Below are 23,120 nucleotides of genomic sequence, written 5' to 3'. Positions count from 1 at the left end.
CATCTCGCACCCGCATGCCGGACGATCACATATCGTTTCGGTAGGCAGTTGTCTCTTCGTATTTTGCAGAGCTTGAATCATGACTGTTAAACCGGCGTCCAGCACAGCACCGCAAGGTCCGCACTTTGCTCCACGAGTAGTCAATATCGAGACCCGTGCCGACGGCACGCTTGTTTTGAGATCGCCGATCGCGTTCAAGAATCCAGAATGGTCGATTTTAGAGTTTCTTCCAAAGTGGGCGCAAAAAGCACCAGATCGTACATTTCTTGCCCAGCGTGGCAGCGACGGTGCATGGGAAAAAGTGTCCTATTCGCAGATGTGGGCGCGCGTGCAGGCTGTCGGCCAAGCTCTGCTTGATCGGGGTGCGCAGCGTGGAGATAAGCTCGCAATTCTTTCGGGCAATTCGATAGAGCACGCAGTTGTTATGTTTGCCGCGATGTCGGTTGGCCTGGTGGTGGCCCCGATTTCGCCGAATTATTCCATCATGCCCGGCGGCCTGGCGCGGCTGCAAGACATCAGTACGCTGCTCAAACCGTCGTTCGTCTTTGTGCAGGACAGCGATGTTTTCGCCGCCGCCCGTACTATTCCGGAGCTAGCCAGCGCAACCTGGATTGCGGCTGACCAGAAGGCCGGATCGCTAGCGATTAAGTCGCTCTATGAGATAAAACCAGGTGCGTCATTTGAGAAGGCGCTCCTCTCCATCGACAATAACGCACCCGCCAAGATATTGTTTACGTCTGGTTCGACAGGCCTACCTAAGGGCGTTATCAATACACATTTGATGATGGCCAGCGCGATCGAGATGGGATCGCTGCTCGTGAAGCCGCGCGAAGAGCCGGTTCAAGTGGAATGGCTCCCATGGCATCACACAATGGGAAGCAACGTCATCCTTCACGGTATACTCAAGCAAGGCGGCACTCTTTATATCGACGATGGCCGGCCGGTTCCGCAGTTGTTTCATAAGACCGTCGCCAATCTGAAGGAAATATCGCCAACCGCTATGTTCAACGTTCCCGCCGGCTACACATTGCTTTGCGAGGCATTGGAGATTGATGCGGATTTGCGAGCTAGCTTCTTCCGGCATATTGACCGGATCAGTTATGCGGGCTCGGCAATCTCTCGAACGACACTGGACAAGCTGTACCAGTTGGCGAAGACTACGACGGGATCGCATATTCCTGTGATGTCTGGTTACGGCACCACAGAAACTGCGCCAACGATCAGCACCACGCATTGGGCAACGGAAGAGCCGGGCGAACTCGGATTGCCCGCGCCGGGCCTCGAGTTAAAGTTGATCCCAACTGGCGATACATATGAAATTCGGGTCCGGGGTCCCAATGTGACGCCTGGGTATCTCGGACGCCCGGAAGTAACGGCTGCAGCCTTTGACGACGAAGGATTTTACCGGGTAGGTGACACGGTCTCGTTCCTCGATCCAGCTCATCCACATACGGGTCTGCGCTTTACGGGTCGGCTTTCCGAGAATTTCAAGCTCGCAAACGGAACGTGGGTGGTTGTCGGAAATCTACGCGCGGCAGTGTTGGCGGCGACACACGGTGTCTTGCAAGATGCCGTCATTGCTGGGGAGAATCGGGGATCGTGTGCGGTGCTCGGCTGGGTGAATCCCGTCAGAGCAAAAGAGCATGCCGTTGGTGGAACCGAGAACCTGGCAAGTGACCCCGGCGTAATCGCTTTTCTGCAGCAATGTTTCAGAGTGCACAATGCGAGCGTTGGAAGCAGTGATCGCATTTGTACCTTCACGCTTCTTGAAGAGCCTCCTTCACTCGCAGCGGGAGAGATTACCGACAAAGCTTACGTCAACCAACGTGCCGTATTAAGCCATAGAGCACCGCGCGTTGAGCTGCTGTATTCAACTGAGCGCTACGATCAGATTATTGTTATTTAGATACTATACGGTGCTAAAAGCTGGCAAAGGCACGAAAGACGTTTAGTCCTCGCTTCTAGGTTGAGCCGCATGGTTGAAAGCTGCGGCGCTTTGCTTGCAGCGCGCCGTCGCTGTTGCCAGAAGCTCGTCGCCCAAACCGCTTGATATCGGCATCGCGCGGGCGAGCACCAGTGCGCCAAGCATGCGGCAAACCAAATCCACCGCCTCGCTTCGCGTGTCAGGTGTGTCGGGCAATCGGTTGGCGACTGAAACAATCATGCGATCGAGGCCATCCGCAAATACCTGCTTAACGGCCTCGGACTGTCGCACCACCTCGCCAGCTAGGGCTGCTGCAGGGCAGGTCGAACCCAGCGCTTTCCGCGCTTCGTCCGAGAGGTAATCCGAAATGAATTCGTCCATGGTCAAGGACTGCTCACGTTTGGCATCCATGACGTGGAATGCATGATCGAAAGCCTCGACCGCCAGTTCATCCTTCGACTCAAAATGATTGTAAAAACCGCCATGGGTAAAGCCGGCGGCTTTCATGAGGTCGCTCACCGAAAGACCGTCAAAACCTCGTTCGCGGAAAAGGCGGGAAGCCTTCGCCACGATCCTCTCGCGGTTCTTTTGTGCCTGAGCCTCGGTGATGCGCACGGCCTCTTCTCCTTAACGGAACGACAGTCCCTCTACGATGATAATTATCATTAATATTGGTTGACATCCAGTTGGCAGGTAATGATGATACTTAACATCAAAGAGGCGCGGCGAATGCGCTACGGTCAGGGAGGGGTTAATGCCATTCTGGAAAGTTTATCATCCGGTCGGTGCGTTTACGGCCGAGGACAAGAAGGCCTTGTCTGGGCGAATTACCGATCTGTATCGCGGCCTGCCGAAATTTTACGTGATCGTCGTCTTTCAGGAGGTCGCTCCTGAGTCCTTCTATATCGGCGGTGAGGAAGCCACCAATTTCGTTCGCATCTGGATGGACCATATCGCGCGCTCATTCCCCGACAAGAACGCGAAGGACAAGTGGCTCGGCTGGGCGGAGGCTGCGCTGGCGCCTTACATCAAGGACCGCGGTCTGGATTGGGAAATCCATATCGACGAAACGCCGTTCGATCTCTGGCAGGTTCAAGGAATGAAGCCGCCACCGCCAAACTCAGAATACGAGAAGCTTTGGCGTGATCAGAACAAGCCAGTGCCTTATCCGATCGAAGAACCCGCCTGATCGCTACAGACGCACACGTACCCATCTTGAGTTCACGGGCCTGAGGCCCGTGAACTTGTGAATAAATAGGCGCGGGAGGCGCATCGAGATGAGTGACAATCAACGTTTCGCTATGATCACCGGCGCATCCTCCGGTATCGGGGTCGTTTACGCCCAGCGGCTCGCCAAACGCGGCCTGAATTTAATTCTGGTCGCCCGCCGGCAGGATCGGCTTGAAGAAATTGCAGCGCGCATTCGCAGCGAAAGCGGCCGTCTGGTCGAGATCGTCGTGGCTGATCTTGCCGACGCAAAGGATCTCGCGCGCGTCGAGGCGCTGTTGAGCGCGCGCGCCGATATCGATGTTCTGATCAACAATGCGGGACTGGGTTCGCTCGGCCCGATGGCCAAGGTCAGCGCGGATGCTCTCGATAACCTGATCAAGATCAACGTGATCGCTCTCACGCGGCTCTCCCATGCGGTGCTGCCCGGATTGGTTTCGCGAAATCTGGGTACGATCGTGAACATCGCATCAATGATTGCGGTCATGCCGGCGCCGGCGGCCGCAGCCTATTCAGGGTCGAAAGCCTATGTCCTGAACTTCACACGCTCGCTGCAAATGGAACTGGCCAAGACCAAAGTCGTTGTTCAGGCCGTTCTTCCCGGCCCGGTGCGAACTGAATTCTTTGAAGCGTCCGGTGTCAAGAACGCTCCTTTCCCGGATGAATCGTTCATGTCCGCCGAGCAATTGGTGGATTGCGCTCTCACGGCGCTGGACCGCGGCGAACTGGTTTGCTTCCCCGCGCTGGAAGACCTGTCGAACTGGACGCAGTTTGAAGAATCTCGCGTCAAGCTGAGTGAGGCCCTGATGAAGTCGGGCCCTCCCGCAACCCGGTACTCTGTATAGACGAGGGCGAGATGACCAAGCTTTTAGAGCAGGTGCTTGAGGCACATGGCGGACTCAAGCGATGGAAGAAGTTCAGGACTATCGAAACCGATGTCGTAAGCTGTGGCGAGTTACTTGACAGAAAGGTCGGTCGGGTCGGTGGGGCGCTGCGCACTTCGGCAAGTATGCACGAGCAGGTTAGTTTCACGGACTCTGTAGGCGGATCGGACAAGCGGCTGTCGTTTCGGCCGGATCGCGTTGCTATCGAAACAATCGACGGCAAGCCGATCATGGAACGCCTTGATCCTCGCTCGGCCTTTGCCGGTCACGATCTGAACACCCCCTGGGATCCGCTTCATCGCGCCTATTTTGGCGGTTACGCGATGTGGAGCTATCTCACGTCACCGTTTTCGTTTGTGGTGGATGGAGCGCAAATCTGGGATATTGATCCACTTGAGGACAACGGCGAGATATGGCGCGGAATACGTGTGGTTCTGCCGAGCACATTTGCCACGCACAGCCGGGCGCAGGAATTTTATTTTGGCGAGGATATGCTCTTGCGACGGCAGGACTATACCCTTGACGTTGCCGAGGGCCTTAACGTTGCGAACTATGCCCTCGACATCGTGGATGCAGATGGCTTCAAGCTGCCGTCGAAGCGACGCGCGTATTTATGCAACAAGAAATACGATGTGTTGCGGGACAGGCTGCTGATCTCGCTCGACATGTCAAACTTTTGCGTCACTGCGTAAAGACAATTTGGCGTCATATAGCTTTTTTGAAATGTTGCGTTTCGGCCGCAGATTCGTTTTCACAAGCGTGAGGAGCCATGGCGTCGATCGTTGCCAATGGATTCGATCGCGACCCCGTTTCGTGTATCGACCGGCTGCCCGGGATCATTCAAACGCGGCGCGGGGCGTTTGAAGACTGCCAAACACGTAACGTTTAGATGGGATTCCCTGTTCCTGCTGAGAGGGAGCCCTGTTAGCCCAAATTTTTTTCCCTGTTAATTTCTGCATGAATTTGTCAGGAAGTGACTGCAGCACAGCGGTTTTTCGATAAACGACTGTGTTCGAAATCTCCGAAACCGCAAATTTCCCTGTAAAATTCCCTGTTTGCAGGGAATTTGCGCGGAGACGGGTGCGATTAGCACTGCGTCGCCAGCCATCTCGGAGCATTGACCGACGCGGTCTTTGGCGCAGTCAGATTAATGGCCCCAGCAACGGACAGGCCAACCAACTACAAGCAAAGGCATGTCGTAATTTTGGGGGGGGGGGCTTGAGTTCATAAGCTTTTAACGTAGCCGAACCTTGTTTTGTTCCCGGCCAACGCGGAACATCGTCCGGCATTTCAGTTGTAGCTAAGATCGGTGGAAGTCCATTCTACGGCACTGGATACTACGGCGGTGGTGGACTCGGTGTTGTGATCGTGATCCTTCTGATCTTTGGAGAAATTCCTCCGCTCGCTTTCCGGCAAGAAGCCGAATCGGCCGTGCAGGCCGCGCGCCAACGTGATCAGTATGTTTCGGATCAAAGTCACTCGAGAGTCCTTTCGAACACCGGATGGATCGAATGTGCGCGGGACCAGCCCTAAAGGACAGTTTCAAATAAGTGCATAGGGTGCGCGGTTATTAGGCAACTGCCTCCGAGCAAGGCCGGCCAGCACAGATCACGACGTGCCCGTTCGGGAAATTCATTGAGTTTCAATGAATCTTCGTTTGGCACGCCTTCTGCATCGGTGTGATAGAGTTGGTTGCTAGGGTTCCGGCTTTGCGCGATGCAAGGTGCTGGTCCGAGAGCGGCCGCTTGTGGGGGAGACATCCCTACAGGTGCACGGCGGGACAAAAGCCCGGGAGACCTCGTTGGCCAAGGGATTGGCGGAGCGATGGTCTGTCGCCATTCCCTTTTTGTACGTTTTTACAAGAGGGATCTGCAATGAACAAACTCACATCCTTTCTCCGCTCTGTCGCTGTCGCTACCGCATTGACGGCAGCGCTCGCGTCGGCTGCATACGCAGCACCAAAGAAAGACTTCAAGATTGCCTGGTCGATCTATGTCGGCTGGATGCCATGGGGTTATGCGGCGGATACCGGCATCGTCAAGAAATGGGCGGACAAATACGGCATCACGATCGAAGTGAAGCAGTTCAACGACTATGTTGAGTCTATCAACCAGTACACTGCTGGCGCATACGATGCGGTGACCATCACCAATATGGACGCATTGTCGATTCCCGCCGCCGGTGGCGTGGACACGACGGCCGTCATTATGGGTGATTTTTCCAACGGCAATGACGCGATCATCCTGAAGGGGAAGTCCGATCTTGCTGCGATCAAGGGCCAGAAGATCAATCTGGTCGAATTCTCGGTCTCGCATTATTTGCTGGCGCGTGCGCTTGAGACAAAGAAGCTCACTGAGAAAGACGTCAAGGTTGTCAACACCTCGGACGCCGATCTCGCCGCGGCTTACAAAACACCGGAAGTGACCGCTGTGGTGACCTGGAATCCGATCGTCTCGGAAATCCTCGGCGCAAAGGACGCGAAGAAGGTATTCGATTCCTCGCAGATTCCGGGCGAGATCATGGACCTGATGGTCGCCAACACCGCCGTGGTGAAAGAGAATCCGGATTTTGCCAAGGCACTGGTCGGTATCTGGTACGAGACGATCACCAAAATGAACGCGCCGGGTGCTGATGGCAAAGCGGCGAAGGAAGCCATGGCCAAGGCATCAGGCACCGATCTCGCAGGTTTCGACAGCCAGCTCGCTTCGACAAAACTGTTCGACAAGCCCGCGGATGCTGAAGCCTTCACCAAGAGCAAGACTGTTGGAACGACGATGGACCGTGTGCGCAAGTTCCTTTTCGAAAAGGAATTGCTCGGCAAGGGTGCGAAGTCCGTTGACGCCGTCGGTATCGAGCTTGGCGACAAATCGGTGCTTGGCGACAAGGCCAATGTGAAGCTGCGCTTCGATGCCACCTACATGGACGCGGCAGCCAAGGGCAAGCTCTGAGCGGAACGTTGATGCAGCGTCGATAGGAGTCCGGTCATGCGACTCGTCAACATCCGGCCCGGCCGGCAGATGCGGTTCTATCTCGCCGCGCTGCCGTTCGTATTGCTGGCAGTCGCGTACTTCCTTGGTTCGAATGCGAGGCTTGCTGAAAATCCGAATGACAAGCTGTTGCCTGCGCTATCGAGTATGGTGCAGGCTGTGAAGCAGATGGCATTTCAGGCCGATACGCGCACCGGCGCATATCTCATGCTCTCTGATACGCTCGCGAGTCTTGGCCGGCTGGCCTCTGCGCTGTCAATTTCGACCGTTGCCGCGCTTGTTCTGGGAATTGTCATCGGATTGCTGCCGGGCGCGAATGCGTTGCTGGGTCCATTTGTTTCGGTCGCATCGATGGTTCCGCCTTTGGCGCTGCTTCCGATTTTGTTCATCGTGATGGGGCTCGGCGAGAACTCCAAGATCGCCCTGATTGTGATCGGGACACTGCCCTGTATCATTCGTGACCTCGCGATGAAGGTGCAGGAGCTGCCTCGCGAGCAATTGATCAAGGCACAAACGCTCGGCGCCTCGACGTGGCAGATCGCGCTGCGCGTGGTGATGCCGCAAATCCTGCCGCGCCTGATCGACTCTCTACGGCTTCAGCTTGGGCCCGCGTGGCTGTTTTTGATCGCCGCCGAAGCCATCGCCTCGGATTCCGGACTGGGCTATCGCATCTTTCTGGTCCGCCGATATCTCGCCATGGACATCATCATTCCTTACGTGATCTGGATCACGCTCCTTGCCTTCCTGATGGATGCTGGACTGCGCCTGCTCCAGCGCAAGGCGTTTCCGTGGTTTGCGTCGGTGAGGGCGGAATGAACGCGATCCGCTTTGATAACGTTTGGAAGGAGTACGGCGATCACATCGTGCTCGAGCAGATCACGCTCGACGTTGAGCCACGCGCATTTCTCGCGCTTGTCGGCCCATCGGGATGCGGCAAGACCACATTTCTGCGCATGCTGCTCGGCGAGGAGAGCCCGACGCGCGGACAGATTCTGGTTAACGGCGTGCCGCTGTCTCCGGAGCCGGATGCCGATCGCGGCGTTGTATTCCAGCGCTATTCCGTTTTTCCGCATCTGACGGTGCTGCAAAACGTTCTGCTTGGGCGAGAGCTTCAGCATGCGAAGATCACCGGCCGTTTGTTTGGAACAGCAAAGCGTACCGCAATCGACGAAGCGATGGTGCTGTTGGCGGAAGTTGGACTGGCCGGGCAGGAAAAGAAGTATCCGGCGGCGCTATCCGGCGGCATGCAACAGCGGCTGGCGCTAGCCCAGGCGATCATGCGCGGTCCCCGGATTCTTCTGCTCGATGAGCCGTTCGGCGCGCTCGATCCCGGTATTCGCGCAGACATTCATGTGTTGATGAAGCGGCTCTGGAACGAGACCGAACTCACCGTCGTCATGGTCACGCATGACTTGAGCGAGGCGTTCCGGCTGGCGACACGTGTGATCGCATTTGAACGTAACCGTAACCGGCCCGAGGAGCGCGAGCGCTACGGGGCCACCATTTCACGCGATCTCGAAATCTACCCGCGCAGAACCGCCGAGGTCCGGCGGCTTGCAACAAACCGCTCTGGCCGGGACGACCCGGCCAAACAGGGAGCATGAGCCGGGACGGCCCGGCGTGTCTGTCTGAGAAAGGGCAAACCATGATCCTGACCAAGGAGCAGCAGGCCGAAGTTGCGGCCAACAGAAAGCGCTACGAGGAATTGAAGGCGGCAGGACAGGGGCACGCGCCGCGCGCGCTGCCGCCTCCGACCCCGCGCGATGGTGCTGCTATCGCTGCTTCGGGAATCATTCATCGGGAGATCGTGCCCGGCGGCTGGTACTGGACCACGCGGCTTAACCGCGGCGAGGCGCTGCGGCTTGTAAACACTGGAGGCAGGTCCTGCATTAGTCTGCTGGCGTGGAGTGCGGCCGATACAAGCGAACGGTTGAATCACGCGGACACCATCAAAGTTCAATGGGCTGCCAGCCTGCGCAAGGGCCGCGTGATTCTGTCCGATATGGGCCGTGTGCTGTTCAGTATCGTGGAAGAGACCACCGGCGGTGCACATGATGCGCTCGCGGGCGCTTCCACGGTGGCAACAAACGAAGCCCGCTATCACACGACGACCCTTCGCAACACGCGCGACAACTTCATACTCGCGGCCGGAAAGTTAGGGCTCGACCGCCGCGATGTCCATCCGTGCATCAGCTTCTTTGCACCGGTGAATGTCGACGCCGAAGGGCGCTTTCAGTGGGATGCAAGCCGCCGCCAGGCAGGGGACTTTATCGACCTGCGCGCCGAGATGGATGTGCTGGTGGCATTGTCTAATTGTCCGCATCCGTTGGACCCGTCGCTGACCTATGCGACGGGCGATGCCGAAATCGTACGTTATCGCGCGGGACGCGTGGGAGATAATGACCTTTGCCGCACGGCGAGCGCGGAAGCCGCGCGCGCCTTTGAGAACAACGCCTTCTTCCTTAACTCCAGCTCGGAGGCGTGAGCGATGACGATTCACACCGTTCCGGTTCAGGGCCGCATCGTTCTCGACACCGAAATTCCGGCCAATGCTCCGTGGTCCGTCATTGTCCGCAAAGGGCAGACGTTGCGCATCATCGACAGCCATGGTCAGCAGGCGGTCGACACGCTGTTCTATCGCGCCGATGACTATCAGGAGCGCTACAGCGGTCAGGACACTTTGCGCGCGCAAGGTTCCGCCTATGTCAGCACGGGGACCCGCATCATGTCCAACGAGGGGCGTGTCATGCTGCGCGTCACAGCGGACACCTGCGGCTTGCATGATACGTCTGCGGGCGCCTGCTCGTGCGAAAGCAACACCGTTCGTTTCGGTCATGGCACCAAATATCTCCATGCCTGCCGCGAGAACTTCCTGATCGAGGCAGCGAAACACGGCATGTCGAAGCGCGACATCGTGCCAAATCTGAATTTTTTCATGAACGTGCCAATCGATCCCTCCGGAAATTTTACCGTGGTCGACGGCGTCTCAAAGCCCGGTGACTATGTCGAAATGGTCGCGGAGATGGATGTGCTGTGTCTGATCTCCAATTGCCCGCAAATCAATAATCCCTGTAACGGTTTCTTTCCGACGCCGATCCAGGTGATGATTTTCGAAGCGCAAGAGGACTGATCGAATGTTCAGCAAGGTCCTCATTGCCAACCGCGGCGAAATCGCTGGGCGGATCGGAAAAACATTGCGCCGTATGGGCATTGCGTCGGTTGCCGTCTATTCCGATGCCGATCGGTTCACGCGGCCGGTTCTTGATGCGGATGAAGCGATCCGTGTCGGTCCGGCGCCGGCTGCGGAGAGCTATCTCAACGTCGATGCGATCATTGCTGCATGCCTGCATAGCGGTGCGCAGGCGGTTCATCCGGGTTACGGATTTCTCTCCGAGAATCGCGGCTTTGCTGAGAAGCTGGCAGAGCGAGGCATTGCTTTCATTGGGCCGCGTCCCGAGCATCTCGATGCGTTCGGGTTGAAGCACAAGGCCCGCGAGATCGCACGGTTAAGCCGCGTTCCGCTGCTGCCAGGGTCCGGGCTGCTCGAGACCGTCGACGAAGCGTTGGCTGAAGCCGAAAATGTCGGTTACCCGTTGATGCTGAAAAGCACCGCGGGTGGCGGCGGCATTGGCATGCAGCTCTGTTACGATGCCGACGCGCTTCGTGAACGCTTTGCCACCGTGCAGCGCACGGCGCGGGCGAGCTTTGGCGACGCGCGGGTTTATCTCGAGCGGTTTGTCGCGGAGGCGCGGCACATCGAGGTGCAGATATTTGGCAACGGCAAGGGCAACGTGGTGGCGCTCGGCGAGCGCGACTGCTCGCTGCAGCGACGGAACCAGAAAGTCATCGAAGAAACACCGGCTCCGGGTCTGAGCGAAGAGATGCGGGCGCGACTTCATGAGGCTGCGGTTGCGCTGGGCAGGAGCGTGGCCTACGAGTCCGCCGGCACGGTGGAATTCATTTACGACGTCGAGCGCGAGGATTTCTACTTTCTTGAGGTCAACACCCGGCTTCAAGTCGAGCATCCGGTGACCGAGGCTGTGTTCGGCATCGATCTGGTTGAGTGGATGGTGCGGCAGGCTGCCGGTGAAGACGTATTGGCGGGATTGGGTCCGCTGGTGCCGAAGGGCGCGGCCATAGAGGTGCGGGTTTACGCCGAGAATCCCAATGCCGGGTTTCGTCCCAGCGCCGGACGCCTCACTTGTGTTTGTTTCCCGGATGATGCGCGTGTCGACGGATGGATCGAAACCGGCGTCGAGGTCACACCGTTTTATGACCCCATGCTGGCGAAGGTGATTGTCTCGGCGGACACGCGTAAGGATGCGATTGAAAAACTCGACAGAGTTCTGAACAGTTCAACTGTTGCTGGGATCGAAACCAACCTTGGCTATCTGCGTGCGATTGCCAACTCGGAGGTTTTCCGCAGCGGCCGCGTCGCCACAAATATCTTGAACGACTTCGTATATACCCCGCGTACCATCGATGTGCTTGCTCCCGGCGCGCAATCCGGCGTGCAGGAATTGCCAGGCCGACTGCATCTCTGGCATGTCGGCGTTCCACCGAGTGGCCCGATGGACGAGCGGTCGTTTCGCTTGGCCAATACCATTGTCGGGAATCCCGAGACGACGGCCGCACTGGAATTAACCGTCAATGGACCAACGTTGCGCTTCAACGCGGGAGCCACCATCGGTCTTGCCGGTGCACAAATGTCGGCAAAACTCGATGGTGTTGCGGTCGAGCATGGTTCGCCCGTGGTGATACGGGCGGGTCAGACGCTTGCGATCGGCAAGATCGAGGGTGCGGGTCAGCGCTGCTATCTCGCCGTGCGCGGTGGATTCGACGCGCCGGAGATTTTCGGATCGCGCGCGGTGTTCACGCTTGGGATGTTCGGCGGCCACGCTACCGGCGCGTTAAAGACGGGAGACGTGCTGCATATTGCTGAAGAGACCGGCGGTTTGAAGACTCCGCGTGGTTTGACGACCGAAGAGCGCCCTGTACTGACCCGTGACTGGGAGATCGGGGTAATTTACGGCCCGCATGGAGCGCCTGATTTCTTTCGTTACGATGACATCGCGACATTGTTTTCCGCGCAGTACGAAGTGCATTTCAACAGCGCGCGTACTGGCGTGCGGTTGACGGGGCCCAAGCCGGCGTGGGCGCGAGCGGATGGCGGCGAGGCGGGGCTGCATCCTTCCAACATTCACGATAATGCCTATGCGGTCGGATCAATCGATTTCACCGGCGACATGCCGATCATCCTCGGGCCGGACGGGCCGAGCCTCGGCGGTTTTGTTTGTCCTGCCGTGGTGGCGCGAGACGAACTCTGGAAAACCGGCCAGCTCCGGCCCGGTGACACCGTTCGTTTCGTCCCCGCATCCCGGAACGGCGATCCGGTCGCCGGACCGCTGCCATTGAATGGAAATTCAACTCTCGGGTCTGCTATCGTTGGACGGAGCGACGACGGGCCGCTCCCGGTGGTCTATCGGCGTGCAGGAGACGACAACCTGCTGGTCGAATATGGTTCGATGGAACTCGACATCGCGCTACGGCTTCGCGTTCACCTTCTTGCGGAGGCTGTCGCCCGGGTGAAGCTGCCGGGCATCATCGATCTCACCCCCGGCATTCGTTCGCTGCAAATCCACTATGACAGCGCGGTTCTTTCACGCCGCCGGTTGCTAGATGTTCTTCAAAGTCTTGAAGGAGGACTGCCTCCCGTTGATGCCATGAAAGTCCCGAGTCGCATCGTGCATCTGCCATTGTCTTGGAACGATCCGCAGGCTGTTCTGGCGATGCAGAAGTACCAGGAACTGGTGCGTGCCGATGCGCCGTGGTGTCCGTCGAATATCGAGTTCATCCGGCGCATCAACGGTCTGGACAGCGAAGACGACGTTAAGCGGATTGTCTTCGATGCGAGCTATCTCGTGCTCGGCCTTGGCGATGTCTACCTCGGCGCGCCGGTGGCAACGCCGGTCGATCCGCGTCACCGGCTTGTCACGACGAAATACAACCCAGCGCGAACCTGGACACCGGAGAATGCCGTCGGCATCGGCGGCGCCTATATGTGCATCTATGGCATGGAAGGGCCTGGCGGCTATCAATTGTTCGGCCGCACAATTCAAATGTGGAATACATGGCTAACCACACCTGTCTTCAAGCCGGGGCATCCATGGCTGCTGCGGTTCTTCGACGAGATTCGCTTTTTTCCCGTTAGTGCGGAGGAATTGCTGGAGGCCCGCGCGGCGTTCCCGCACGGCGCCTATCCGCTAAAGATCGAGGAGAGCGAATTTTCCTATGCTGATTATGCCAAGGCTCTGGTCCATGACCGCGACAGCATTGCGGCGTTCAAGCTGCGGCAACAGGCAGCCTTCGAGGGCGAACGTCAGCGGTGGAAGGATCTGCGCATCGATGAGGTGCCTGACGACGCTGGAGTCAGCGCGGGTGCTAATGCCGAGGATATTCCGGACGGCGATACTGGCGCGTTTTCGGAGGTTCCAGGCAATGTCTGGAAAATTCTGGTGAAGGAAGGCGCAGATGTCGCCGCTGGTGATGCGCTTGCGATCATCGAGTCGATGAAAATGGAAATCAGCGTACAGGCACCTGTCGCCGGTCGGATATCGTCTGTCCGCATCAGGCCTGGGCAGACGTTACGCGCGGGCGATATTGTTGCAGTGATCAACCCCCTAGGTTGAGAGCGATAATGCTTGGCGAGGTGAGAGATCGTTTGGGCTGTGAAAAGACAACGGGATGCGCCATTGCTGGCGCATCCCGTTGTCGCTTTTGAGGACAGTCAGAGCGCGGTCGCTTTGAGAAGGTAAGATACCTAATTTCGTGCAGGCTGGCTGTGTGTACCGAAAACCTTATTCGCGTTGCCTTGGCGGCGGTGTTGGCATTGGCGTCCGCGCGGTGCCATAGGCGCTTGCCGCTTGCCCGTTCAGTGGTAATGGGCAGCGATGCTGTTTCTGCTTTCGCGGATGAGCCGGCTGCGGTCGAACAGCGGTCGTGCTGGCGGGTACGATCTAACGTAGTCAGCCCCCTAAGCAGCTTAATGCTTATGAAACCGTCGGTTGACTGATAAGATTTGGTGAGGAGCGTTATCATCACTTGTTCTCGATATTCCATAACATCGGATGTGCGACTCCGATCAGAATCCCGAGGCGCGGCTTTGCCCAGACCAGGTTAGGGGTAGGGTCTTTGGAATCCGCGCGAGAAGTGTCGGTGGTTGTTCGCCTGTTAAGATCGCTTCGGTGATGGCCGGCGCCAGAAACGCATAGCGCAGCTCCTGCCGGACGACTTTCGGATGGAGTTTGACCGATTCTGCCAGCGACTCGACGCTGTCGAACTTGCCCAACTGTAGATCACGCAACCAAGCATGCGCCCGGACGATCGCCTGCAACAACTTTGGATCCGGCTGATCGGTATCTGTTGGGGATGGCGCAAGCGCGGGAGCGTTCTTTAGCGGCGCTTTCCACGGGATATTGAGCGCGTCTGCGTTGTCTGGCTGTAGGCGGATCTTGATGTTCTTCGGGTGAACGGCGACGTCAGCAACGGAATCCACGACATGGCGTCGGAGCTGATCGTCGGGAATCTGCGCGTCAAGTGTGAAGTGATCCCGGCGTTGATGACGAGGCTTTCGATAAGTTGCGCCGGAATGCGAGCGATCGAGCCAGCTTGAGCCTTTCTGCCGCGCATAAGCGCCCGTGAAATATAGAACCGGTAACGGATGCCGTTCTTCACCGTAAAACTCGGGCTCATGTAATTGCCGCGATCATCGCGAAGTTTGCCGGCGAGAAGGGCTCCGCTGGCTGATTGCCGGGTTCGGGTGGTCACGCGGTTTGCGGCGAGCAGGGTCTGCACCTGATCAAAGACTTTCTGATCGAGAATTGGCTTATGCTCGGCGGGATACCACTTGCCGCCATGATGCACCTCGCCGAGATACACGCGATTCTTCAGGACATGGGCGAGGGGACCATAAGTGAAGGGGATGCCGCCGCGATATTTGGGCACTTTGGTGTCGCGTCGTTTGGTGATGATGCCGCGGCGATCGAGATCCTGCACCAGCAGGCTAAAGGATTTGAGCGCCAGATACTGTTTGAAGATGACGCGGACGGTTTCGGCTTCTTTCGGGTTGATCACGAGTTTCTTGTTCTTGGCCTCATAGCCGAGTGGAACGGTGCTGCCGGTCCATTTGCCTTTGCGGCGGGAGGCGGCGACCTTGTCCCGCACGCGCTCGGACGCTAGCTCTCTCGCTCGAACTGGGCGAATGACAGCAGCACGTTCAGTGTCAACCGCCCCATGGAGGAGGTGGTGTTGAATTGCTGGGTTACAGCGACGAACGATATGGATCTCCGGTCGAAGGTCTCGACCAGCTTGGCGAAGTCGGCGAGCGAGCGCGTCAACCGGTCGATCTTGTAGACCACGATCACATCAATCAGCCCGGATTCAATGTCTGCGAGAAGTTGCTTTAGGGCAGGGCGGTCGAGGTTGCCGCCCGAGTAAGCTGGATCATCATATTGTTGGGGGAGGATACGCCAGCCGTGTGAGGCCTGGCTTTTGATATAGGCTTCACAGGCCTCGTGCTGGGCATCGAGAGAATTGAACTCAAGTTCAAGTCCATGCTCGGTGGATTTCCGCGTTTAGATAGCACAGCGAACTGGTTTGATATTATTTGCGGCCATGTCGCCCTCGCTTAGAGACGGATACCGGGGCCGTCTTGCCGATCTCATTCTTCTTCGTCCGCAGCCCAAAGAACTTCGGACCGTTCCATCGCGTACCCGTAATCCTGTTGGCGATCTCCGAGAGGCTGGTGAAGACCTCGCCATGGTAGCCGAAGCCCTTGGCTAACACCGTGACCTTGTGAGTCTGGTCGTTCCAGACCCGCACCAGCTCGGAGCCGGCTTTGATCCGCTGTGGCACTTCAGGACGACCCGTCTTTCCGGAAGCCATCGATCGGAGGTGCCCGAGTAGCTTCTTTGCCTCTCGGGAAAGACCGCCATAGGCTTTCTCTTGAATCTGCTGGGCAATACTCCGCCGCAGCAGGTCCGGTCCGAACGCCGGAGGCGGATCGGACCGAAACAGCTGGCGGTATCGAGCCCGCAACGCGGCAATCGGCATAGAGCCGAGCTGGCCAAGCTCGGCCTCCACATCAGGATCAACCGACCGCCCGTTCACTGTCGGGCGGGCGTCCATCACTTAGACCCCGAAGGCTCACCGATCCGGTAACGACGCTCACCAGCAACCTTGTCGGAGGTCAGGTTGAGCTTCAGCTTCTTGCGGACGACTTCGGCAAAGAAACCTCGCACCGAATGCTGCTGCCAGCCGGTCGCTTTCATGATAGCGGCGATGGTTGTGCCACCAGGCGATCGAAGCATCGCGAGCACCGTGGTCAGTTTCGACGAGTTTCGGACGGGTTGCGGGATCGAGGTTTGGGAGGAGTGACCTTTCGCGGGGGGCGACTGGGCAATAGCTTCGCGGGTGCGCGTTGTTAATGGCTTAACGGCATTTTGCGCTCGTGAGCGCTTTGCCTTCGGCGAGCGAGCGTCTTTTGCAACCTTCGATGGTCGACGTGCTGCTACGATCGGTTTGCGTTTTGCACCGGCTTTGGTCTTCTTGAGTTTCTGGATGCTCATGGGGGCTTCTTCGGGATGCGCGCAACATCAGCGTTGCACTGACCCGACCCGCCGATCGCAACGCGGGGCGGGCAGGAGCTGATCAGGTAGATCAGAATTAAGTGGTTTCGGAATGCAGGCTGCGTTTGATCGCAAGAGCCGCCTTGAACAGGTCCTGCGCCTTGTGCGCCGGACCCTCGAAGTCCATCAGGATCTGAACTGAGCGGCTTACATTGCCGGCACGGGCGCAGATTTCGGCAGCTCGCGCGATGCTGTACCACCACACATGCTTCCTGTGCTGCTGAAGTCGAGCAGATTGTGAGCAATCTTATGGCGTTGTTGGGCGGACACGGAGCATTTTGTGATACTGAGCAGCATCCAATGACAGTAAGGGGCCATGCTGAATGGCACTGAATGGCACTGTTATCCCCGCCGGGCCGATGGAGTGCTACTACACGCTTCCTATTTAACGGTTTCGATGATATTGCGACCAGCAAGTGCGCATATCTGTCGTGTTTGATTGACTTCCGACCAACTATAGTATAATTACTATATTCGAAATGAGTGATAGCGATACTCCGATCGAATGGGTCGGATCCTCTAGGGATGACCTGTCTGCCTTTCCAAGGAAGGTGAAGGAGACTATGGGCTTTGCGTTGCGCACTGCCCAGAAGGGCGGCAAGCATATCGATGCAAAGCCGCTGAAGGGGTTCGGCGGAGCAAGTATCCTCGAAAATCATTGAAGACTTCGATGGCAACACCTATCGAGGCGTCTATGCCGTTAAGATGAAAGGCGTGATCTATGTTCTGCACGCGTTTCAGAAGAAATCGAAAAGCGGCATCAAGACGCCGGAATTCGAGATCAAGAAAATTCAGCAGCGTCTAAAAATGGCGGAGAAGGCTTATGCAAGCAGAAAAAAAGAAGACGGCGAAAAGCAAGGCAAAGGTCGTAAAAAGCAGCGGTAACGTATTTGCTGATATTGGGTTGTCGAACGCTGAAGCTCATTCGGTCAAGGCCGATCTTGTGATCGCTATCGGTGATATTATTCGAGCCAAGGGCCTGACCCAGGCCCAGGCGGCCGCTCGTCTTGGTCTGGCTCAGCCTGATGTCTCAAAGCTCCTGAGAGGGCAGTTTAGCGGATACACCTATGACCGGCTGTTTTCTTATTTGAACGCTTTGGGTGAGAAAGTGCGCATCGAGGTGTCGGAAGCCAAAAACAAAAAAGAGGCGCGCCTAGAGCTGGAGCTTGCCTGAAGGTTTTTGGTTGCACCTGTGGATGACTGGAAATCTGAACCCACAACCTAAATAAAAAATACTAGGTATAATAATACTAGTTGAGGGAACGCTCCTCATCGTCATGTATTATATGGAACCTGCATAAGCGGCCCAAACGGCCTCTGTCTTACTGGACTCTGGATCTGACTGACGGGACCCTAGGTCTGGACGAGCTATATTAGCCAAAGTTCTGAACCAGGCCTTCAAGTCGCCGGTTCTGCTCCCCAACAACCAATCCTGTTCCGCTGTACCCGACTTAGCAAACGCTCGGGGCCATGGCCGTACCTGTTACGGACGTCATGGAGACGCATTCGTCGCGTATTGGTCCGCGAGACAGCTGCCTGGAAGTGGGCAAAGCGGAACGCGTTGTTTTGGTCACCTCGGATGCAGGCGCGCGCTGAGGCCTCAATCCAATGGTATGAAAAGAACCATCGCGGCATCGATAAGGCTCAGCGTGCCTACTTAGTAATCGAGGATCATTTGGGCTGAGCACTGCAACTAAGCGTTCAATCCCAAGCGAAGATGAGATTCGCGTAATGATGCGTTATGGAACGTTGTTCATCGCCAGGAGATGCGAACCCGATCCAAGCTCGGAATGGAAAGACGGTCTTCTTGTTCGTGGGGAGCTGATATTCCGAAGCGAGGATCGATCGGGCCAGTCACGTTGGCTCAAGAATATTGTCCGCGGCGCAAGTAAGCCGCCAGGCCAGCCCTTTGGAAGCATAGCTAAGCTCCACTTTTCCTCCCAGACTCATCTCGGAGCATTGGCCGACGCGGTCTTTGGCGCAGTCAGATTAATGCCCCAGCAACGGACAGGCCAACCAACCACAAGCAAAGGCATGTCGTAATTCTGGGCCTTGAGTTCATAAGCTTTGAACGTAGCCGAACCTTGATTTGTTCCCGGCCAACGCGGAACATCGTCCGGGCATTTCAGTTGTAGCTAAGATCGGTGGAAGTCCATTCTACGGCACTGGATATCTCAAATATCGATAATACCCAATGAAATACATTTGGCGACTCCGTGCGTTTTGTTCAACGCGCCCAGTTTTCCCAAGGCCTGCTTGATGTAGGTTTCGACCGTCTCTGACGAAAGATGTAGAATCTCAGCAGTGTCTTGGACAGTCTTACCTTGCGCAGCCCAGCTCATCGCTTCTCGTTCGCGCTGTGTCAGACGAACAATGCTAAACGCGTCGTCCTGTTTGAATATCGATTTTGAGCCACGTTCGGTTGTGCGGGCCACGTCGATGGCGCGCTGTACCCAATAGATCATAATGAGATGAAGTTCGTGGCTGTGTCGGGTAAATAAGCTATTGAACCATTTCGGCTCGTCCTCCCAGAAGAACACAGTCGAACTGGTGTGGATGGCGCCAAGTCTGTCTCGATAGTGAAACGGGACGACAAATCCCTCTGTGAAGCCAAACTCTCTGGCGGCATCCATCATCTTCACTTCGGGCGGCCGCTTCCGCGTTACAGCCTTGGGAAGCTTCAATTCGCTCCAACGGAATGGAGTATTGCTCCTTCGCACACGCGCGAGTGCGGGGTCGATGTGAACAAAATCATTTTGAAGATAGGTGCGCTCCCACGCGGGTCGGTGGGTCCCTGTGTAGTACGGAACGTCGAGGTTAGGCTGACCTGCATCAATGAACGTGAAAGACGAGAAACCGTAGTTTTGGATAATCCGATTTAGGGTGGTTCGAAGGTCATCCATTGAGCGGCACGCCTCAATCGCTCCTATTGAATCTTCTAAAGGCATACTGAAACCCCCATTTACCGGGGGTGCCCACAAGCCGAATTTGGTCCCTCATCAAGAAAAAGCTGAGGGACTTAAAATGAGCATCCCCCTACGCCAGTATCGAGCGATCATAACCACAGAAGCAGACAGTCCCAAAGAGGTTGCGGGGTTTTACCTGTTTCGCAAAGGGCTATTCGTTGACAAATGCGGCTGGGCGTTGCCGTTCGACAAAGATGGAGAACGGGACCAGTTCGATAGGCCGGATACCGAATACGGCCTCTTGTACAGCGAAGACTCCCTCATCGCGGGCTTCCGGGCAATACGCACGGACCGACCATACCTCGCTCAGACAGCATTTCCCCAGCTCGCAACATTCCGGCCGTTTCCGCGCTCAGTGGATGCATGGGAGATCAGCCGTTTCGGCGTCATGGCATTGCACAACGAGCGTGCCGTCGCCCGGATCAATTACGCCCTTATGTTCAGGTTTGCCGAGATCAGGCAGGCGTCCTCGTTGGTCGCGATAGCCGATTTGACCTATGAGCGCTTCCTCTCGTTGCTCGGTATCAAAACCCGCCGATATGGCCCGCCGCAAGAAATAGGCCGCCGTGCGTTCGGCGAACCGCTGATCACCGTTGCAGGCGAGATTCCGCTGCTTGCCCAAGAAGCTCTGCGGATCGCGTACTTTGCCGAAATCTCAAACAATCTGGAGATCGACGATGCCGCACATGTTTTCGGACGTTCGCTCGTTTCGGCGTGATCCGCTCAACTTTCTCTTGGCGCGGGGCAATTCGGCGCCGATGGGGTTGGAGCGGCTATACCTCGGACCGAGTCCTGTGCTGCTTGTTACCGACCCCGACCTTATCAGACCCATTTTAAGGGCTCCCGAAACCGAGATTGGAAAGGGGCGGTTGATTAAAAAGCTCACGCCGGTGTTTGGCCGTAGCTCGCTTATGCTGCCTGGCGATGAGCACAAACGCCGCCGCGCGGTATTGCACAAGCACATGGCAAAGGGAAACGTTGAACGCTATTTGCCGCAGATGTGTGCCGAGATCCGCGCGGTTGGCGCAAAGTTGGCGAAGTCGGGCACTTTTGATCCGCACGAATTCACCGCTGCTCTAGCTTTGCGAACGATCTGCATTGCTGTCTTTGGAAGCCAAGTCATTTCTCACGGTGACGAAGAGGCGTTGGTTCAAGCCGTCGGAATGATTGAGGATGATCTCGCCGACGACATGTTTCGGGTGGCGCCGATTGGACCCGTAGGCTGGCTACGACGAAGGCGCCGCAGGGCTTTTGCAAAGCTGGCCATGTCAACCGTTGTAGAACGGCTTCGCAGTGGCGCGGGCAAGACAAGCGCCCTCAAAGACATGGAAGACCTCGGCATTGATCGGTCCGTAGATGGCCCAATCGACATTCTTGTCCAGGACCGCTCCAAGCTGATCGGTTCGGCGTTCGCTGAGCGCGCGATGAAATTCGCGCGCGAAACGCCAGAGGCTATGCTCTGTCATTTATTGACCCCGAATTGTCTTTAGCTACCGGCAAAGACGTGCTCACGACCAGCGCAACGAGGACGGTGACAACGAAGAATAGGAGGCTCGCTGGACGAGATTGTGCCTTTTGAACAATCTGCAAGATAATTTGTGCTGTGTGCTCTTTATGGGCGGGGACCTCGTTCGAGGGCCGCTCGAAGACTGCCAGACAGGCTCCTTACGTCCCGTCCACAGCGCTTCCCAGATCGAAGTGTGATCGCCGCCCGGATCGGGAGAGCGGGCTCGTCTCTATCGGCCGCTCCCGCACCGACTGTCCCAAATTGTCAAATTCGGAAAACGGGATTCTTTGGAGTTTCTGCTCAATGGTCTTCCGCTGCGAAGCGTTGCAGCTTTTCGGCATTCAGAACTGTGATCGACCCATAGCTTGTATTCACCCATCCGTTCTCCGCAAATCGCTTCAATGCGGCATTGACTTGTCTGCGTGAAACGCTGGCCATCGTGCCGACCTCAGTCTGCGTCAACAGGACCTGTTCGCTACTCCATGTCATGCGTTGCAGGACAGAGGCTATCCTGCGATCGGGATCGGGCTCCCGCAGATCGTGGATTACTCTGATGAGGACATCGACACCGTGCATCAGATTCTGGCAGAAATTGCGAATGACCGATGGATCGGCGCTGGTCATCTGGTCCATCTGCGCGAGGGGCAGATGCATCGACCAGGTCTCCACCAGCGCGCGCAGTTCGAGCCGCCGCGGTTGGCGGATCAGATAGCTATCTTCTCCGGTCCAGGCGCCAGGCACACCCATATGGATCAACCGAGGAGCCTCGTCCTGCGGAGCGGTGTTCACCGTCACCACGCCGCTTACGAGACCATAGATGCCCCCCAAGTCGTCGCCGAAGTGATAGATTACCTCTCCGGGCGAGAAATGCAGCAGGACGGAACGCCGCAGGACCTCGCTCCGGAAGGCCTCTGGTTGATATGACAGCCATCCGTTCTGCCGCAGGATGGACTCAGCCACATCTCTCTTGATCAATTTCGCACTCATGTGGAGCGCGTAGCACATAATTTTGAAGAATGTACCAACGGGACAATCTCACTCTGCGTGTGCTGCATTCTTCGCTTACATGGAAACGATCGTCCTCTCCATGTTTAGCTTAATTGTCGTCTTCCGCTGCGAAGAGCCGCAGCTCTTCAGCATTCAGGATCGTGATCGACCGATAGCTGGTTTCCAGCCATCTATTCTCCGCAAATCGCTTCAATGCAGCATTGACCTGCCTGCGTGAAGCGCGGGCCATGGCGCCGATTTCGGTCTGGGTCAGCGGGAGGGGATGCTTTCCGATCGACGCTGAGCGCTGCAGGACAGAGGCGATCCTGCGATCGGGATCGACCTTCTGCAGATCATGGATAACCCTGATGAGGGCGTCGACACTGCTCATGATGATCTGCCCGAAGTTGTGAGCGACCATCGGATCGGCACTGGCCATCTGGTCCATCTGGTCCAGAGGCAGATGCATCGACCAGGTCTCCACCATCGCGCGCAGTTCGAGCCGCCGCGGTTGGCGGATCAGATAGCTATCTTCTCCGGTCCAGGCGCCCGGCACGCCCATATGGATCAACCGAGGAGCCTCGTCCTGCGGAGCGGTGTTCACCGTCACCACGCCGCTTACGAGACCATAGATGCCCCCCAAGTCGTCGCCGAGGTGATAAATTACCTCTCCGGGCGAGAAATGCAGCAGGACGGAGCGCCGCAGGACCTCGCTCCGGAAGGCCTCTGGTTGATATGACAGCCATCCGTTCTGCCGCAGGATGGACTCCGCCGTGTCTCTCTTGATCAATGTCGTACTCATGAAAGAACACGTAGCACAAATTATCTTACAGATTGTTCCAGCGGGACAATAGCGTTCTGCACGGCCTGTATTCTCTGCTGTCAAAACAAACGTATTTCAGAGAAGGAGCGGCCATGGCTCGACAAATCTACATAAAGAAGAGCCAAATCC

General features: G+C 56.9%; 20 protein-coding genes, 4 pseudogenes and 1 riboswitch. Of the genes and pseudogenes, 15 read left to right on the top strand and 9 right to left on the bottom strand.

Annotated features, from left to right (window positions below):
• Positions 1-79 precede the first annotated feature (79 nt).
• Positions 80-1,906, top strand: coding sequence for an AMP-binding protein (locus tag AC1Q67_RS12685; protein ID WP_492235773.1), 1,827 nt, complete (start codon positions 80-82; stop codon positions 1,904-1,906).
• A gap of 42 nt (positions 1,907-1,948) precedes the next feature.
• On the opposite strand, the gene AC1Q67_RS12680 is transcribed toward AC1Q67_RS12685, so the two are convergent.
• The gene (locus AC1Q67_RS12680) at positions 1,949-2,539 is read right to left on the bottom strand and encodes a TetR/AcrR family transcriptional regulator (RefSeq protein WP_492235772.1); all 591 of its coding nucleotides are present in this window, start codon (positions 2,537-2,539) and stop codon (positions 1,949-1,951) included.
• A 139-nt stretch (positions 2,540-2,678) separates the two neighbouring features.
• On the opposite strand from AC1Q67_RS12680, the gene AC1Q67_RS12675 reads away from it, so the two are divergent.
• The 10 genes and pseudogenes from AC1Q67_RS12675 (at position 2,679) to AC1Q67_RS12630 (ending at position 13,711) form a co-directional block, all read left to right on the top strand.
• Positions 2,679-3,113 (top strand): tautomerase family protein, encoded by a 435-nt coding sequence (locus tag AC1Q67_RS12675; protein ID WP_492235771.1) that lies wholly within the window; start codon positions 2,679-2,681, stop codon positions 3,111-3,113.
• Between the two features lie 88 nt (positions 3,114-3,201).
• Positions 3,202-3,996, top strand: a complete 795-nt coding sequence (locus AC1Q67_RS12670; protein WP_492235770.1) for an SDR family NAD(P)-dependent oxidoreductase — start codon at positions 3,202-3,204, stop codon at positions 3,994-3,996.
• A gap of 11 nt (positions 3,997-4,007) precedes the next feature.
• A complete protein-coding gene (locus AC1Q67_RS12665) occupies positions 4,008-4,727 on the top strand; it encodes a hypothetical protein (RefSeq protein ID WP_492235769.1) in 720 nt (239 codons plus the stop codon).
• 613 nt (positions 4,728-5,340) lie between these two features.
• Positions 5,341-5,418 (top strand): annotated as a pseudogene (locus tag AC1Q67_RS12660) (DUF3309 family protein); the annotation flags it as partial.
• A gap of 301 nt (positions 5,419-5,719) precedes the next feature.
• Positions 5,720-5,832: riboswitch (guanidine-I (ykkC/yxkD leader) on the top strand.
• Positions 5,833-5,909: 77 nt separating this feature from the next.
• Complete coding sequence (locus tag AC1Q67_RS12655; RefSeq protein ID WP_492235768.1) at positions 5,910-6,983, top strand: putative urea ABC transporter substrate-binding protein; 1,074 nt, start codon at positions 5,910-5,912, stop codon at positions 6,981-6,983.
• A gap of 36 nt (positions 6,984-7,019) precedes the next feature.
• Positions 7,020-7,838, top strand: coding sequence for an ABC transporter permease (locus AC1Q67_RS12650; RefSeq protein WP_492235767.1), 819 nt, complete (start codon positions 7,020-7,022; stop codon positions 7,836-7,838).
• Positions 7,835-8,626: an ABC transporter ATP-binding protein gene (locus AC1Q67_RS12645; RefSeq protein ID WP_492235766.1), complete on the top strand. Its 792-nt coding sequence runs from the start codon at positions 7,835-7,837 to the stop codon at positions 8,624-8,626. The genes AC1Q67_RS12650 and AC1Q67_RS12645 overlap by 4 nt, the downstream gene beginning before the upstream one ends.
• A 41-nt stretch (positions 8,627-8,667) precedes the next feature.
• On the top strand, positions 8,668-9,507 hold the full coding sequence (locus tag AC1Q67_RS12640; protein ID WP_492235765.1) for an urea amidolyase associated protein UAAP1: 840 nt from the start codon (positions 8,668-8,670) through the stop codon (positions 9,505-9,507).
• Between the two features lie 3 nt (positions 9,508-9,510).
• Positions 9,511-10,152, top strand: coding sequence for an urea amidolyase associated protein UAAP2 (locus AC1Q67_RS12635; protein ID WP_006019358.1), 642 nt, complete (start codon positions 9,511-9,513; stop codon positions 10,150-10,152).
• A gap of 4 nt (positions 10,153-10,156) precedes the next feature.
• Complete coding sequence (locus AC1Q67_RS12630) at positions 10,157-13,711, top strand: 5-oxoprolinase/urea amidolyase family protein (RefSeq protein WP_492235764.1); 3,555 nt, start codon at positions 10,157-10,159, stop codon at positions 13,709-13,711.
• A gap of 452 nt (positions 13,712-14,163) precedes the next feature.
• Here AC1Q67_RS12630 and AC1Q67_RS12625 read toward each other — a convergent pair.
• The 4 genes and pseudogenes from AC1Q67_RS12625 to AC1Q67_RS12610 all read right to left on the bottom strand — a co-directional run bounded on the left by AC1Q67_RS12625 (position 14,164) and on the right by AC1Q67_RS12610 (position 16,913).
• Positions 14,164-15,697: pseudogene (locus tag AC1Q67_RS12625) on the bottom strand (recombinase family protein).
• Complete coding sequence (locus AC1Q67_RS12620) at positions 15,684-16,208, bottom strand: DUF2924 domain-containing protein (protein WP_492235763.1); 525 nt, start codon at positions 16,206-16,208, stop codon at positions 15,684-15,686. The pseudogene AC1Q67_RS12625 and the gene AC1Q67_RS12620 overlap by 14 nt, the downstream one beginning before the upstream one ends.
• Positions 16,208-16,648, bottom strand: coding sequence for a DUF3489 domain-containing protein (locus AC1Q67_RS12615; RefSeq protein WP_492235762.1), 441 nt, complete (start codon positions 16,646-16,648; stop codon positions 16,208-16,210). Before AC1Q67_RS12615 ends, AC1Q67_RS12620 begins: the two co-directional genes overlap by 1 nt.
• Before the next feature lie 97 nt (positions 16,649-16,745).
• On the bottom strand, positions 16,746-16,913 hold the full coding sequence (locus AC1Q67_RS12610) for a hypothetical protein (RefSeq protein WP_492235761.1): 168 nt from the start codon (positions 16,911-16,913) through the stop codon (positions 16,746-16,748).
• A gap of 509 nt (positions 16,914-17,422) precedes the next feature.
• Between AC1Q67_RS12610 and AC1Q67_RS12605 the strand changes: the two genes are divergently transcribed.
• Positions 17,423-17,593 carry a type II toxin-antitoxin system RelE/ParE family toxin gene (locus AC1Q67_RS12605; RefSeq protein ID WP_492238156.1) on the top strand — a complete coding sequence of 57 codons (171 nt, stop codon included), beginning with the start codon at positions 17,423-17,425 and terminating at the stop codon, positions 17,591-17,593.
• Positions 17,532-17,882 (top strand): helix-turn-helix domain-containing protein, encoded by a 351-nt coding sequence (locus tag AC1Q67_RS12600; RefSeq protein ID WP_492235759.1) that lies wholly within the window; start codon positions 17,532-17,534, stop codon positions 17,880-17,882. Before AC1Q67_RS12605 ends, AC1Q67_RS12600 begins: the two co-directional genes overlap by 62 nt.
• Positions 17,883-18,882: 1,000 nt before the next feature.
• Here the strand turns inward: AC1Q67_RS12600 and AC1Q67_RS12595 are convergent.
• Positions 18,883-19,611, bottom strand: a complete 729-nt coding sequence (locus AC1Q67_RS12595) for a helix-turn-helix transcriptional regulator (protein ID WP_492235758.1) — start codon at positions 19,609-19,611, stop codon at positions 18,883-18,885.
• A 121-nt stretch (positions 19,612-19,732) separates the two neighbouring features.
• On the opposite strand from AC1Q67_RS12595, the gene AC1Q67_RS12590 reads away from it, so the two are divergent.
• Together AC1Q67_RS12590 and AC1Q67_RS12585 are read left to right on the top strand one after the other, a co-directional pair.
• On the top strand, positions 19,733-20,392 hold the full coding sequence (locus AC1Q67_RS12590) for an acyl-homoserine-lactone synthase (RefSeq protein ID WP_492235757.1): 660 nt from the start codon (positions 19,733-19,735) through the stop codon (positions 20,390-20,392).
• Positions 20,352-20,864, top strand: a pseudogene (locus tag AC1Q67_RS12585) (cytochrome P450); the annotation flags it as partial. The gene AC1Q67_RS12590 and the pseudogene AC1Q67_RS12585, both read left to right, overlap by 41 nt.
• A gap of 150 nt (positions 20,865-21,014) precedes the next feature.
• Here AC1Q67_RS12585 and AC1Q67_RS12580 read toward each other — a convergent pair.
• From AC1Q67_RS12580 to AC1Q67_RS12570, 3 genes and pseudogenes are all read right to left on the bottom strand, one after another.
• Positions 21,015-21,140: pseudogene (locus AC1Q67_RS12580) on the bottom strand (nuclear transport factor 2 family protein); the annotation flags it as partial.
• Between the two features lie 341 nt (positions 21,141-21,481).
• The gene (locus AC1Q67_RS12575) at positions 21,482-22,156 is read right to left on the bottom strand and encodes a Crp/Fnr family transcriptional regulator (protein ID WP_492235756.1); all 675 of its coding nucleotides are present in this window, start codon (positions 22,154-22,156) and stop codon (positions 21,482-21,484) included.
• A 121-nt stretch (positions 22,157-22,277) separates the two neighbouring features.
• Entirely contained in the window at positions 22,278-22,970 is a 693-nt protein-coding gene (locus tag AC1Q67_RS12570) for a Crp/Fnr family transcriptional regulator (RefSeq protein ID WP_492235755.1), read from the bottom strand.
• Positions 22,971-23,120 lie beyond the last annotated feature (150 nt).

Source organism: Afipia sp. GW823-FHT06G09, assembly GCF_058794875.1.
The sequence above is the reverse complement of the archived record's forward strand: the minus strand, read 5'-3'. Positions and strand labels throughout refer to the sequence as shown.

Bases quoted from the DNA above. Each gene is read 5' to 3' on its own strand.
- AC1Q67_RS12600 (WP_492235759.1), top strand. From the start codon at position 17,532: ATGCAAGCAGAAAAAAAGAAGACGGCGAAAAGCAAGGCAAAGGTCGTA.
- AC1Q67_RS12570 (WP_492235755.1), bottom strand. From the start codon at position 22,970: ATGAGTACGACATTGATCAAGAGAGACACGGCGGAGTCCATCCTGCGG.
- AC1Q67_RS12595 (WP_492235758.1), bottom strand. From the start codon at position 19,611: ATGGATGACCTTCGAACCACCCTAAATCGGATTATCCAAAACTACGGT.
- AC1Q67_RS12615 (WP_492235762.1), bottom strand. From the start codon at position 16,648: ATGAGCATCCAGAAACTCAAGAAGACCAAAGCCGGTGCAAAACGCAAA.
- AC1Q67_RS12685 (WP_492235773.1), top strand. From the start codon at position 80: ATGACTGTTAAACCGGCGTCCAGCACAGCACCGCAAGGTCCGCACTTT.
- AC1Q67_RS12620 (WP_492235763.1), bottom strand. From the start codon at position 16,208: ATGGACGCCCGCCCGACAGTGAACGGGCGGTCGGTTGATCCTGATGTG.
- AC1Q67_RS12670 (WP_492235770.1), top strand. From the start codon at position 3,202: ATGAGTGACAATCAACGTTTCGCTATGATCACCGGCGCATCCTCCGGT.
- AC1Q67_RS12665 (WP_492235769.1), top strand. From the start codon at position 4,008: ATGACCAAGCTTTTAGAGCAGGTGCTTGAGGCACATGGCGGACTCAAG.
- AC1Q67_RS12675 (WP_492235771.1), top strand. From the start codon at position 2,679: ATGCCATTCTGGAAAGTTTATCATCCGGTCGGTGCGTTTACGGCCGAG.
- AC1Q67_RS12590 (WP_492235757.1), top strand. From the start codon at position 19,733: ATGAGCATCCCCCTACGCCAGTATCGAGCGATCATAACCACAGAAGCA.
- AC1Q67_RS12635 (WP_006019358.1), top strand. From the start codon at position 9,511: ATGACGATTCACACCGTTCCGGTTCAGGGCCGCATCGTTCTCGACACC.
- AC1Q67_RS12630 (WP_492235764.1), top strand. From the start codon at position 10,157: ATGTTCAGCAAGGTCCTCATTGCCAACCGCGGCGAAATCGCTGGGCGG.
- AC1Q67_RS12655 (WP_492235768.1), top strand. From the start codon at position 5,910: ATGAACAAACTCACATCCTTTCTCCGCTCTGTCGCTGTCGCTACCGCA.
- AC1Q67_RS12640 (WP_492235765.1), top strand. From the start codon at position 8,668: ATGATCCTGACCAAGGAGCAGCAGGCCGAAGTTGCGGCCAACAGAAAG.
- AC1Q67_RS12650 (WP_492235767.1), top strand. From the start codon at position 7,020: ATGCGACTCGTCAACATCCGGCCCGGCCGGCAGATGCGGTTCTATCTC.
- AC1Q67_RS12645 (WP_492235766.1), top strand. From the start codon at position 7,835: ATGAACGCGATCCGCTTTGATAACGTTTGGAAGGAGTACGGCGATCAC.